This is a genomic window from Kutzneria kofuensis, assembly GCF_014203355.1.
GTDB lineage: Bacteria > Actinomycetota > Actinomycetes > Mycobacteriales > Pseudonocardiaceae > Kutzneria > Kutzneria kofuensis.
Genome location: NZ_JACHIR010000001.1, coordinates 1350877 through 1363038, shown reverse-complemented (window position 1 = coordinate 1363038; position 12162 = coordinate 1350877). Strand labels below are relative to the sequence as shown.

The following is a 12162-nucleotide window of genomic DNA, read 5'->3' as shown; positions in this document are numbered from 1 at the left end:
GCTTCACTCCACAGTGGACAAGACGGCTACCGGCCGGCCGCGCGGCGGCGGTGTCCCTCCGCGTACGCCTGCTTCCGGTAGGCCAGCACGGGATCGTCGGACAGCTCGATGCCGTCGGTCAGCCGGGTCGGATCGAACACCGTGCGGTCCCAGAACTCCTGGTCCGCCACCGGTTTCACGATCTCCAGCCGGCCGGCGTCGATCTCCGGCCGGTCGTCCGGCCAGGGCTGCGTGGGATCGGCGGTCGGGTCCTCCGGGCCGGCGAACTGCACCTTCAGGGTGAACGAGACCGGCGCTCGGCCGAGACGATCGGTCAACTCGTCGAGCAGGTGACCCGGCACCCAGTCGGCGGTGTCCTCCGCCCTCAGGTGGCGCAACCCGGCGTCGGGTTCCCAGCGGTACCGGACGAATCGGCAGGTGCCGTCCGGCCCCACCCAGACGAACGCGTGCTGGGCCCAGAACCGGATGGTGGCGTAGCTTTCCGGCACGGGAATGGTCGCCGCCTCCTGGAAGGCGTGCGCGGACTCGGGGTTCGCGGTGATGAACGCGATCACCGCGTCGGCGCGTTGCCGGCTGCCCTTCGGCTGGTCGGTCAGCGCCCTGGTCATGTCCAGGAACTTCGCCGGCGTGGACGCCATGAACACCGGCACGTTGAGCGACACCAGGTCCGTCTCGGGGGAGAGGAACTTGACGGCCATTCCCCGTACCACCGGCGTGCCGCCGTCCGGCTCGGCCGGATCGCCGGCGGTGTTGGAGTAGCGAACGATTGCCGGCGTCGGCTCGGACCGCAGGTGCGCCGCCGTGGTGTACGCGGCGGCCGCGCCGGACGGGGTGAACACGGCGTCGTAGCAGCGGCCCAGGGCGTGGGTCCGGCGGAAACCGGGGTGCAGTCCGGACATCCGCTCCATCGCGTCGACAACGGTCACGGGGTCGGTCAAGGTAGCGCTCCGAGGATCAGGTCGGCGACCAGCTCGGGCTTCTCGTTGGGCAGGAACCAACTCGTGCCCGGCACGGTCACGACCGTGGTGGTGGGACAGGCGGTCAGGGTGCGGCGCTCGGCCGCGGTGAGCCCGCCGTCGCCGCGTTCGGCGTGCACGACCCAGGCCGGCACGGTCGTCTCACACAGCCGCGGGGCGACGGACCCGTGCTGTCGAAGGTAGTCCAGATACGCCCTGATCAGCCGCCGAATGTGCCGCGGATTGTTCTTCCGCACCTCGTTTCCGAGCACGTTTCGCCGTTCCGGCGGCAGTTGTGCGGCACTGAGCGCCACATCGGTGAATTCCAGCATGAAGGCGTACGGCAGCTGCCCGAACACGATCGAGAGGCGGTCGAGGACGCGCAACGTCAGCATCTCGTCCGGCACCGAGAAACTGGGCCCCAGCAGGATGATCGGGCCGGTGAAACCCTCGGCGGCCGCCATCTCCAATGCCACGTTCGCGCCCATGCTGTAGCCGACGACCACGTCGCAACCGTGCTCGGCGGCCAGCTTCGCGGCGTCGTGGGCGCACGCCTCGATGCCGGGATCCTCCGGTGGCGGCGAGCCGCCGTGACCGGGCAGCGTCGCCGCGACCAGCTTGAGGCCGGCGAGTTCCGGCCGCGCCGCGACTTCGGCGTAGAACTCGGCGGTGCTCAGCCCGCCCGACAGCAGCAACACCGAGTGCGCTGTGTCGCGCGGGCCGTGCACCCGAATGTCCCACTCCATGGCGACCCCCCGATTCCCGCCATGGTAGTTCGTCCTACTCGGACTGGTCAGTACCTGTCATGGTGACGTAGCCAATTCATGTTGTCGCCACGACCCAGCGGAGTGAGGTCCAGGTAGTTGTCGACGGTGTGGACCAGGTCCATGCTCTCGCCGAAGGCCGAGTAGGTGTGGAAGACGGTGTCGCCGTCGCGCAGGAACACGCTCGCGCCGCCCTGTTCCGCTTTGTCCAGCGTCGCCCGGAAATCGTCGTTGAAGTCGCTGCCGTAGGACGAGTACCAGGGCAGCGTCCAGCCCATGCGCTCGCGGAACGGCAGGATCTTCTCGATCGGCGCCCGGGACACCAGGGCCAGCGTGGTGTCGCGGACGTGCAGGTGCGACAGGTGCCCGATGTTGTCCACCAGGTAGGAGCACCACTTGCAGCCCTGGTCCCAGCTCGGGTCGAACATGAAGTGGTAGACGATAAGCTGGCGGCGGCCCTCGAACATGTCCAGCAGGCCCACCTCGCCGTCGGCGCCCCGGTAGGCGTACGGCTTGTCCACGCGGACCATCGGCAGCTGCTGGCGGGCGTTGCGGACGGCCTCGTGCGCGGCCGCCAGCTCCTGCTCGCGGGCCAGCAGCTCCTTGCGGGCGGCCTGCCACTCCTCGGGCTCGACAACCTTCATCGCGGCTCTCCTCTCGTGTCGGTGCGCTTCACGAGCTGGTCGGAGCCGATCCGCGATTCTCTACACGGTCCGGCCGGCGTATTTCACCTGCCGTCCCATCGGCGCGGTGTCCACCTGGAGGACGCCCGGCAGGCCGCCGATCCGGTCGGCCAGGTAGTCGTACAGGTCGTCGAGGTCGCGCACGACCACGAAGGCGACGATGTTGCTGGACCCCGTGGTGGCCGCGGCGAAGGCGATCTCCAGGTGGCCGGCAAGCGTTTGCGCGATCGCGTTCAGCGCGGCCGGCTGCACGGTCAGCCAGATGATCGCCTGGCAGCCGTAGCCGAACAGCGCCGGGTCGATGTCGATGTCGAAGTACAGGATGCCGTCGGCGAGCAGGTCGGCCAGGCGGCGGCGGACCGTCGACTCCGACCAGCCCGTCACCGCGGCCAGCCGGGGATAGGTCGTGCGGCCGTCGATCGCCAGCGCGCCGACGAGCGCCCAGTCCGCGTCGGTCAGCTCGCCCACGGGGCCGGTTTCGGTTGTCGGCGGGCGGATCGCGTCGATCTGGTCGGGAGTCAGCGTGGACACCCTGACCGGCCAGCCGCCGACTCCGGCCAGTTCACGCAGCATGCAGTGCGCCGTCACGTCGTTGATGCGGGGCGTGCGGGCCAGCCGCTGCAACAGGAGATGGTCGTCGCCGGTGCGGATCCTGGTGATGCACGTGATCTCCGTGCCGCCGGAGAGGATCGCCACCCAGCTGGTGTCGTCGCGGCGGGACAGGGCCGTGGCCACTGTGGCGGCCGCGTCGGGGGCGCACCTGATGCGTACCAGCCAGTCCACCTGGCCGGCCCTTCTGGCGTTGACGACGCCGACCACGCGCAGGCCGGCCGCGTGCAGCTGGCGGTAGCGGTGGGCGATCGTGCGGTCGGAGCGGTCCAGCGCCGCCCCGATCCGGCTGAACGAGGCGCGGCCGTCCACGCCGAGGGCGTGCACCAGCTGCCGGTCGAGTGAATCCACCACAACAGGCTAGCTTCGCTTCGGATTCCGTCAGGATCAGCTCGTGTGATGGCCTGTTCTGTTGGGCGGGGCAATGCTCGGCACCGTGAATGAACTTGACCAGGTCGCCCTCACCGGCCGGCTGACCGCGGCACTTCGTGCCCGCGAGTCGCAGCGACCCGACCGGCTGTTCGTGGATCCCTTCGCCTCACGGCTCGCCGGCGACGTCGGCGACCGGCTGCTCGAGGAGTTCGGCGACAACTCCACCATCTCGGTTCGTACCAAGTACCTCGACGACAAGCTGGTGCGGCTGCGGCCGTCGCAGCTGGTCATCGTCGCCGCCGGCATGGACTCCCGGGCCTACCGGCTCGACGTGCTCCGCGACTCCGTCGTCTACGAGCTGGACCGTCCCGAGGTGCTGAGCCTCAAGTCGACCCTCGTCGGTTCCGCCCCGGTCGGGGTGCGCCGCGCCGTCGGCGTCGACCTCGCCGGCGACTGGCTTCCCGCGTTGCTCGCCGACGGCTTCGACCCCGGGCGACCGACCGTGTGGACCGTCGAGGGCCTCACCCAGTACCTGGACGCCGCCGCCGTCGACCGCCTGCTCGACGGCATCACCCGGCTGTCCGCACCCGGCAGCCACCTGCTCATCGACTTCGTCGGGCAGTCGCTTTTGGACAGTGCCGTGATGAAGCCGATGCTGGACCGCTTCGCGTCCATGGACATGACCTGGCAGTTCGGCACCGACGAGCCCGAGGACCTGCTCGGCCGCCGTGGCTGGTCGTGCGAGGTCTCCCTGTTCGACTCCGTCGGCAACTCCTACGGCCGTTGGGGCTATCCCTCGGTCCCGCGCGGCACCCCCGGCGTCGGCCACGGCTACCTCGTCCACGCCCACCGCTGAACCCCCGCGAGTCACGCTCTGGGACACACCGAATGTAGGTTTCGTGCAGAACTGAGCCCCGAGGCTCAGTTCTGCCTGGTTCCGACATTCGGTGTGACGCTAGGCGGGACTCGCCGGGGGTAGGGGGACCTCGGTGAGGGTGCGGGTGGTGGGGCTGAGGGTGCGGATGACCGGTGGGATCCGGAAGTCGGGGGAGTCGAAGGCGGCGCGCAGGGCGGCGGAGTCGTCGGGATCGATCGCGGCAACGGAGTCGGCGCGGAGGGCGTCGGTGTCGCTGACGGCGGGATCGAGGTTCATGGAGCCCCAGATGTCCCAGAGGATCATCTCGTGTTTGGTCAGGGCCGCCAGGTCCAGCGCGAGGTTGTGGCGGGCGTAGGGCAGGCCGCGGAGGAAGGGCTCGGACAGGTCGGGGGAGACCACGACGGTGGCGGGGTCCAAGGTGCCGGAGCGCAGGGCGCACCAGGCGTCGGCGGCGACCAGGAAACGGTCGCGCGGGACGTGGAGGACGTCGAGGGGGAGGGGGTTGGCGGCGGCGAACTGCGGGTCGACCAGGCGCCAGCGGGACCCGTCCCAGACCTCGGCGACGACGTGGTCCAGGTGCCAGCCGGGCACCAGGTAGTTGCCGAAGCCGACGCGGCTGCGGGCGGGGATGTGGTGGTGGCGTAGCAACGTGACGTACAGCAGGGTGAAATCCCGGCAGCAGCCGAGGATCCGCTCCGTGGGACGGCGTTCGGCGGCCAGCGAAGGGTTCAGCTCGCGCAGGCGGCCGAGCATGGCCTCGGCGTAGCGCAGGTCGATCTCCGGGAAGCGGGACGGTGCGAAGCCGTGATCGGTGGGGTCGCCGTTGCCCCAGTGGTGGAAGACCAGGCCGGAAGCGATGTCCCGCAGGGCGGCGAAGTCGGCGGGAGTGCCGTCCAGCCAGTCCGAGTGCCGGCCGGGATCGGAGAACGGGCTCTGCGTGGCGTAGTCCATGGTCACCGGTCTACGCCCTGACACCGTGTCAGCGTCAAGGGAGTTCACCAGTCACGGACGGAGTCGACGCCGGCCGCGAGGCGTTCGCGGGCCCAAGCCAGATCGCGGTCGCCGGCGGCCTGGGAGACCGCGTGGTCGAGGGCGTCGAAAAGCTCCTCGCGTTCCTCGGTTTCGATGAAGGGCCTGCGGCCGTCCAGTTTGTTGAACGCTTCGCCGTACTCGCCCGGGGCGATAGGTCTCGGCGGGACGATCTCGCGGGAACGAGCCGTGCCGCCGAGCCTATGCGCCGGGTCTGACAATGTCCGACGTCACCAGCGGTCGTGGACCTGGGGGCGGATGCGGCGGTCGTACAGCGCCTCGATGGCCTTGAGGGTGTCGGCGTCCAGTTCGGGCACCGAGGCGGCAGCGGCGTTGGCGCGGGCCTGCTCGACGTTGCGGGCACCGGGGATGACGGTGCTGACGCCGGGCTGCTGGATGATCCAGCGCAGGGCGGCCTGCGCCGGGGTCATGGTGGACGGGATGAGGGCGGAGAACTCGCGGGCGGCCTCGACGCCGGTGTCGTAGTCGACGCCGGAGAAGGTCTCGCCGACGTCGAAGGCCTCGCCGCGGCGGTTGTAGTTGCGGTGGTCGTCGGCGCCGAACACGGAGTCGTGGGTGTAGCGGCCGGACAACAGCCCGGAGGCCAGCGGCACGCGGGCGATGATGCCGACGCCGGCGGCCCGGGCGGCGGGCAGGACCCGCTCCAGGGGCTTCAACCGGAACGCGTTGAGGATGATCTGGACACTGGCGACGTGCTCCCGGGCGATGGCGGTGAGGGCCTCGTCGACGGTTTCGACGCTCACGCCGTAGGCGGCGATCCGGCCCTCCTCGACGAGGGTGTCCAGCCCGTCGAACACCTCGTCGGTGGAGTACGCGGCGGTCGGCGGGCAGTGCAGCTGGACCAGGTCCAGGGTGTCCACGCCCAGGTTCGCCCGCGACCGGTCGTTCCAGGCCCGGAAGTTGTCCAGGTTGTACCGTTCCACCTCCTGCGGCTGCCGGCGGCCCATCTTCGTGGCCACGACGACGCCGGCGTCCGGGCGCTCCCGCAGGAAGCGGCCGATCAGCTGCTCGCTGCGCCCGTCGCCGTACACGTCGGCGGTGTCGAAGAAGGTCACGCCCGCCTCGACGGACGCCTCCAGCACGGCGAGCGCGTCCCGCTCGTCGACCGAACCCCAGTCCGCGCCGAGCTGCCACGTGCCCAGCCCGACGACGGACACCGCACGACCGGTGCGGCCCAAAACCCGTTGCTCCATGCGAGTGAGCTTACGTATCACCCGAGGAGTTCGGGTCGCCGCCATGGCCGGCCGCGCACGTGGTGATCGAGGAAGGCGATCACGGTCTCGTACCAGACGCGCACGTTGTGCGGCGCGGTGACGAAGTGGTTCTCGTCGGGGAAGTACAGGAACTTGTGCGGATTGTCCTCCTTGGCCCGGGACGACAGGTCCCACCACAGCCGCGTCGCCTCGGCGATGGGCACCCGGTAGTCCTTGTCGCCGTGCGTGATGAGCATGGGCGTGTCCACGGCGTCGGCGAACCGGTGCGGCGAGTTGGCCTCGGCGGCGGCCGCGGTCATCTCGCGGTGGAAGAAGTAGGCGAGGTCGCCGGTCGCGGACGAGTCGGGCAGCGACCAGATCGACGCGTGCGACACGATCGCGGCGAACCGGTCGGTGTGCCCGGCGATCCAGTTGGTCATGTAGCCGCCGAACGAGGCGCCGGCGGCGGCCGCCCGTTCGGGATGGATGTCGGGCCGCCGCTGCGCGGCGTCCACCAGCGCCATGATGTCGGTGTACGGCGGACCGCCCCACTGCCCCCAGCCGCGCCGGATGAAGTCCATGCCGTAGCCGGTGGACAGCGCGAAGTCGGGCTGCAGCACGGCGTAGCCGCGCGCCACCAGCACCCACGGGCACCAGCGCCACGCCCACGTCTTGGCCGACATCACCGGCCCGCCGTGGATCAGCGTGACCAAGGGCGCCGGCTCGTCGACGTCCGGTAACGCGAGCCAGGCTCGGATCGGCGTGCCGTCCTCGCCGACCGCCGTGACCTCGGTCAGCCGGCCGGGTAACGCCGGTGGCGTGACCGGGCTGTCGAGGCACGCCAGCGAGCCGTCCACCCCGATCCGCACGGGCGTCGGCGGACTGTCGACGGCGGCCCGCATCGCGTACACGGAACCGTCCGGCGCCACGGCGAAGTCGGTGTACGCGCCGTTGTCCGGGGTGAGCCGCGTGACCTCGTTGGTCTTGACGTCGACGAGCCACAGCGGCGACCGGCCGTGGTTGTCGGCGGCGACGACCACGGACCGGCCGTCCGGCGTCCAGCACGGGGACATCGGCCAGCGGTCCCAGCCGGCGGCGACCGGGCGTAACGCCCCGCCCGTCAGGTTCAGCACCCCGAGCCAGCGGTCGCCGGGGCCCTCCGGCGTCAGCCGTTCCTGCACGCACACCACGACCCGCCGGCCGTCGGGCGAGATCCGCGGCGACTCGTACTCGTGCTCCACGTCGTCCAGCAACGTGCGCCTTGACCCGGTGGCCACGTCGATCGCCACCAGCGTGTGCCGCTGCGACCCGTTCGGCTCGGCCACCGCCCACGTCGCCACCACGGTCCGGCCGTCGGAGGAGAGGTCCCACGCCGACTCGTCGTCCAGTGCCCGGCCCACATGCCCGGTGAGGTCCCGCGGCTCGTCCCCGTCGAGCACGAACAGCCGCGTGCGCTCCGGCCCGAGATCGTGGTCCCAGTACCGGACCGGGAACTCCTCGTGCAGGATCGCCGTGACCTTCTTCTCCTTCCGTACGGCGGGATCCTGCGCCGACGGCAGCACCTCGGCCCCGTACACGATCACGCCCCCGGCCGCCACCACGCCGCGCACCCCGCCCGGCGGCGAGACCAGCACCCGGGCGTCACCGCCGTCCGAAGGCTGCAGCCACAACGCCGGCCCCTCCTTGCCGTCGGGCCGCGGCCGGGACGACGTGAACAGCAGGTCTCCCGATGACGTGAACCCGGCCATCGACTCGCCGGCGGCGCTGTTGGTCAGCCGGCGGAGCGGGTCGAGCTGCCAGATCGCCGTGGTGTAGTGGGATTTCTCCCGGTCGAGCGTGGTCACGCCGACGACCGCGCGGCGGCCGTCGGGGGCCAGGCGCAGGCCGGTCAGCCGCGGCAGCCCGATGAAGGAGTCGAGGTCGGAGAGCACGCTTCCTTCCTACACGGGCACCCTGACAGTTTCAGGCGAGCTGCTTGCGGAACCAGTGGTGCGCATGCGGCTCCGCGTTGAACGGCGGAACCTCCTCGAACCCCGCCGACCGGTACAGCCCGATCGCCTCCGTCAAGGACCGGTTCGTCTCCAGCCGGATCGAGCTCGCACCCCGTTGCCGTGCAAGGGTTTCCAGCTCGACCAGCAGCCGGCGGCCGACACCGAGGCCGCGCGCCGACTCGTGCACCCACATACGCTTCATCTCGCACACGCCCGGTTCCGGCTCGTACAGGGCGACGCAACCGATGGGTTCGTCGGCGAGGCGGGCCAGCAGCACCACCTCGATCTCGGGCTGCAGGACCGTCTCCCGGGAGAAGCCGTCCTCGAACAGTGCGGCGATGTCGGCGAAGTAGGCCTGGACGCAGTACTGGGCGTCGGGATGCGCGGGGTCGACGGCCTCGACCTCGACCATGCCGGCCCGCAGCAGGCGTTCGACCTCGACCATCGCGGCGACCAGCCGCTCCTGCTGGCGGTCGGACAGCGGGGCGAGGATGGTCTCGGCGATGCCGTCGCTACGGCGGTCGAGGGCACGCCGCTCGCGCTTGCCGGCGGCGGTCAGCCGCGCCACCCGGACCCGCCGGTCGGCGTCGTCGGCGCGCACGGTCACGAGGCCGTCGGCCTCCAGCGACCGCAGGAGCCGACTCAGGTACCCGGAGTCCAGACCGAGTGTCGTGCGTAGCGACCGCAGGTCACGGCCGTCGCCGATCTCCCACAGCAGCCGCGCCTCACCGAGCGGTCGGGGACCGAGGTAGTGGTCGTTGAGCGCGCCGATCCGTTGTGTGACCGTCCGGTTGAACCGCCGAACCTCCGAGACCATGCCTGCGTCCATTCTCTGACCTTAGTCAGAGAATCGTGGACGCGCCAGGTCGGTTGGGTGGGCACGAGTGAACTGGCGCTGGTCACCTGAGATCGGCCAGTTTCGCCCGGATCTTCTCGGCCCGGGCGAGCTGGTGGGTGGTGACGAACAGCGCGACCGCCTCCCGCCAGCACTCCGCCGCGCCGCCGGCGTCCCCGAACGCCAGCAGGATGTCGCCGCTGAGCTCCAGCGTGTCGGCCAGGTGGTAGTGGTTGCCGTTCCCGGTGTACAGCTCGCGGCAGGTGCGGTACAGCGCGAGCGCCTCGGTGGGCTGGTCGCTCTGGGCGAAGCTGATCGCGATGTTGGACAGCGTGATCGCCTCGCTGTCGGTGTCGCCGTGCTCGCGGAAGACCGCGACCGCCTGCTCCAGCAGTGCCCGGCCGGCCTCGTTCTCGTTCAGCCGGACCAACGTCTCGCCGACCTGGCTGCGGGCCTGGGCGGTGAGCACCGGCCGGCCGAGCGGCTCCAGCAGGGCGAGCGCCTGCCGGGCGTGCGGCAGCGCCTCCGCGTAGCGCCGGCCCATGGAATACGCGTTGGCCGTCGCGCTGTGCACGATCGCCTGTTCGAGCGCGAGGTCGGTGGGGGCCAACAGATCCAGTGCCCGGCGCAGGTGGCCGATCCCCTCCTCGATCCGGTTGAACTGCACGCAGGCGCGGCCCAGCCCGCGCGAGGCGTGCGCGCGAGCGGCGGTGCTGTCCATGTGCTCCGCGGCGGCGAGCGCCATCCGCCACCCGTCGAAGTCGTCGTCCAGATAGCCCTGCCGCCAGCGCAGCGGCGCCAGGAACCAGGCCAGCTGCCACACGACGGTGTGCTGGCCCGTCTGCGACGCCAGGCGGGCGGTGGCGGCCAGGCACGCGTGCTCGGCATGGAACCACGCCCAGGCCGCGTCGTCATCCGGGGGCTCGAAGGCGATCGGCGCCTCCGGGACGGCCCCGAGCACCGGCAGCGAGCGGTGCGGGAACAGCTTGCGGTCCACGGAATACGCGCCGTGCGTGTAGTACGCGACCAGGCGCTGCAGCGCCGCGTCGCGGTCGTCCACCGCCTGCTCGGCGGCGTAGAGGCGAACCAGGTCGTGCATGCGGTAGCGCCCCGGAACATGCTGCTGCACCAGCGACACACGTTCCAGCGCACGCAGCGTGCGGCCGACGTCAGCACTGCCGACCAGGCTGGCCACCGCCTGCACGCTGATGTCCGGCCCGGGTGCGAGCCCGAGCAGCGCGAACAGCTGTGCCTCCGGCGGCTTCAGGGCGTCCGTCGACCACGACAGCACGGCCCGCACACTCGCCAGCGGATCGTCCTCGTCGAGGGCGTTGAGCCGCGCATCCTGCAACTCGCCGGCGAGCGCCGCGAGCGGGAACTCCGGGTGCGCCTGCGCACGGCCGGCGACGATGCTCAGCGCCAGCGGCATGCCGGCGCAGCTGTCCACCAGCGCCTGCGCCGCGTCGGGTTCGGCGGCCAGCCGGTCGGCGCCGATGCGCGCGGCCAGTAGCGCGGTCGCGTCCCGCACGGGCAACGCGTCCACGGTCAGCCGGCGCGCCCCGTGCGATGCGACCAGGCCGGTCAGCTGGGCCCGGCTCGTCACGAGGACTGTGCACGAGCCGCCCGGCAGTAGCGGCGCCACCTGCGTGGAGTCGGCGGCGTTGTCGACGAGCACCAGCATCCGGCGGCCGGCCAGGAGACTCCGGTACAGCGCGGCCTGCGACTCCAGGTCGTTCGGCACGGTCGACGGCGCCACGCCGAGGCCCTCCAGGAAGCCGCGCAGCGCGGTCTCCGCGCTCACTGGCCGTCCCGACGGGTCGAACCCGCGCAGGTTCACGTACAGCTGGCCGTCGGGGAATCGGTGGGCGTCGCGGTGCGCCCAGTGCAGGGCGAGCCACGTCTTGCCGATGCCGCCCGCGCCGGAGATGACCACCACCCCGCCGGCCTCGTCCAGCCGCGCCAACTCGGCGGTGCGGCCGACGAAGGCCCGCGGCGGGCTCAACAGCTGCTGTGGCACCACCCGCGGCGGCTGCGGCGCCTCGCCGTGGAGCACGCGCTGGTACAGGCTCTGCAGCTCCGGCCCGGGATCCACGCCCAGTTCCTCGGCCAACCGCAGGCGCAGCCGCTCGTGCACCGCCAGCGCGTCGGCCTGCCGGCCGCTGCCGGCCAGCGCCTGCATCAACTGCCCGGCCACCCGCTCGTCCAGCGGCTGCTCCTCGGCCAGCGGACCCAGCGCGGCGATCACGTCCTCGTGCCGGCCGGCGGCCAGCCGCTGGTCGGCCAGGTCCAGCACGGCGGCGAAGCGCTCGCCGGCCAAGGTCTCCCGCAGCCGCACGGCCCACGGCGTCGACAGCCCGCCCAGCGGCTCGCCGCGCCACAGCGCCAGCGCCTGCTCGTACCGACCGGCGTCGAGGTGCCGGCGGAACTCGACGAGGTCGACGGCGGCCGGATCCGCCACCAGCCGCTGGCCGCCACGGACCCGTTCGATCGGGACCTCCGGCAGCGCCTGCCGCAGCCGGGTCAGGTAGGAGGCGAGCGTGTTGCGCGCCGACGCCGGCGGCTCGTCGCCCCACACCCGGACCACCAACTGGTCCGTGGACACCGTCTCGTTCACGTCGACCAGCAGCGCCGCGAGCACGCTGCGCTGCCGCACCGGCCCGATGTCCACCTGCTGCCCGTCCCTCGCCGCACCGACGTCACCGAGCAGTTGGAACCGCACGGCGTCACCTTAGCGCGTCCCACCGACATCCCAGGCGATCATTGTTTCCGCAGGTCAGACGCCGTGGAAACGTTCCAGCCTCCCAGCGCTCTGGGCGGCGGCCGCGCGGGGCT

General features: G+C 71.5%; 11 protein-coding genes. 1 reads left to right on the top strand and 10 read right to left on the bottom strand.

Going from position 1 to position 12162, the window contains the following annotated elements; all coding sequences use genetic code 11:
• Positions 1–26: 26 nt before the first annotated feature.
• Genes BJ998_RS06140 through BJ998_RS49045 form a run of 4 tightly spaced genes read right to left on the bottom strand, consistent with a single transcriptional unit; the run spans position 27 to position 3363 of the window.
• Complete coding sequence (locus BJ998_RS06140) at positions 27–926, bottom strand: catalase family peroxidase (protein ID WP_184859280.1); 900 nt, start codon at positions 924–926, stop codon at positions 27–29.
• Between the two features lie 8 nt (positions 927–934).
• A complete protein-coding gene (locus tag BJ998_RS06135; RefSeq protein WP_184859279.1) occupies positions 935–1702 on the bottom strand; it encodes an alpha/beta fold hydrolase in 768 nt (255 codons plus the stop codon).
• Positions 1703–1749: 47 nt separating this feature from the next.
• Positions 1750–2364, bottom strand: a complete 615-nt coding sequence (locus tag BJ998_RS06130; RefSeq protein WP_184859277.1) for a DUF899 domain-containing protein — start codon at positions 2362–2364, stop codon at positions 1750–1752.
• Positions 2365–2424: 60 nt separating this feature from the next.
• Positions 2425–3363: an Lrp/AsnC family transcriptional regulator gene (locus BJ998_RS49045; RefSeq protein WP_312889951.1), complete on the bottom strand. Its 939-nt coding sequence runs from the start codon at positions 3361–3363 to the stop codon at positions 2425–2427.
• Positions 3364–3448: 85 nt separating this feature from the next.
• On the opposite strand from BJ998_RS49045, the gene BJ998_RS06120 reads away from it, so the two are divergent.
• On the top strand, positions 3449–4240 hold the full coding sequence (locus BJ998_RS06120) for an SAM-dependent methyltransferase (protein WP_312889950.1): 792 nt from the start codon (positions 3449–3451) through the stop codon (positions 4238–4240).
• A gap of 99 nt (positions 4241–4339) precedes the next feature.
• On the opposite strand, the gene BJ998_RS06115 is transcribed toward BJ998_RS06120, so the two are convergent.
• The 6 genes from BJ998_RS06115 to BJ998_RS06090 form a co-directional block, all read right to left on the bottom strand.
• The gene (locus tag BJ998_RS06115; protein WP_312889949.1) at positions 4340–5236 is read right to left on the bottom strand and encodes a transglutaminase-like domain-containing protein; all 897 of its coding nucleotides are present in this window, start codon (positions 5234–5236) and stop codon (positions 4340–4342) included.
• Positions 5237–5256: 20 nt separating this feature from the next.
• Positions 5257–5511 carry a hypothetical protein gene (locus BJ998_RS06110; protein WP_184859271.1) on the bottom strand — a complete coding sequence of 85 codons (255 nt, stop codon included), beginning with the start codon at positions 5509–5511 and terminating at the stop codon, positions 5257–5259.
• Positions 5512–5520: 9 nt separating this feature from the next.
• Positions 5521–6504, bottom strand: a complete 984-nt coding sequence (locus BJ998_RS06105; RefSeq protein ID WP_184859269.1) for an aldo/keto reductase — start codon at positions 6502–6504, stop codon at positions 5521–5523.
• A 17-nt stretch (positions 6505–6521) separates the two neighbouring features.
• Positions 6522–8435, bottom strand: coding sequence for a S9 family peptidase (locus tag BJ998_RS06100; RefSeq protein WP_184859267.1), 1914 nt, complete (start codon positions 8433–8435; stop codon positions 6522–6524).
• A gap of 31 nt (positions 8436–8466) precedes the next feature.
• Complete coding sequence (locus tag BJ998_RS06095; RefSeq protein WP_184859265.1) at positions 8467–9324, bottom strand: bifunctional helix-turn-helix transcriptional regulator/GNAT family N-acetyltransferase; 858 nt, start codon at positions 9322–9324, stop codon at positions 8467–8469.
• Positions 9325–9394: 70 nt separating this feature from the next.
• Entirely contained in the window at positions 9395–12049 is a 2655-nt protein-coding gene (locus BJ998_RS06090; protein WP_184859263.1) for an AfsR/SARP family transcriptional regulator, read from the bottom strand.
• Positions 12050–12162 lie beyond the last annotated feature (113 nt).

Bases quoted from the DNA above. Each gene is read 5' to 3' on its own strand.
- BJ998_RS06135 (WP_184859279.1), bottom strand. From the start codon at position 1,702: ATGGAGTGGGACATTCGGGTGCACGGCCCGCGCGACACAGCGCACTCG.
- BJ998_RS06130 (WP_184859277.1), bottom strand. From the start codon at position 2,364: ATGAAGGTTGTCGAGCCCGAGGAGTGGCAGGCCGCCCGCAAGGAGCTG.
- BJ998_RS06105 (WP_184859269.1), bottom strand. From the start codon at position 6,504: ATGGAGCAACGGGTTTTGGGCCGCACCGGTCGTGCGGTGTCCGTCGTC.
- BJ998_RS06095 (WP_184859265.1), bottom strand. From the start codon at position 9,324: ATGGACGCAGGCATGGTCTCGGAGGTTCGGCGGTTCAACCGGACGGTC.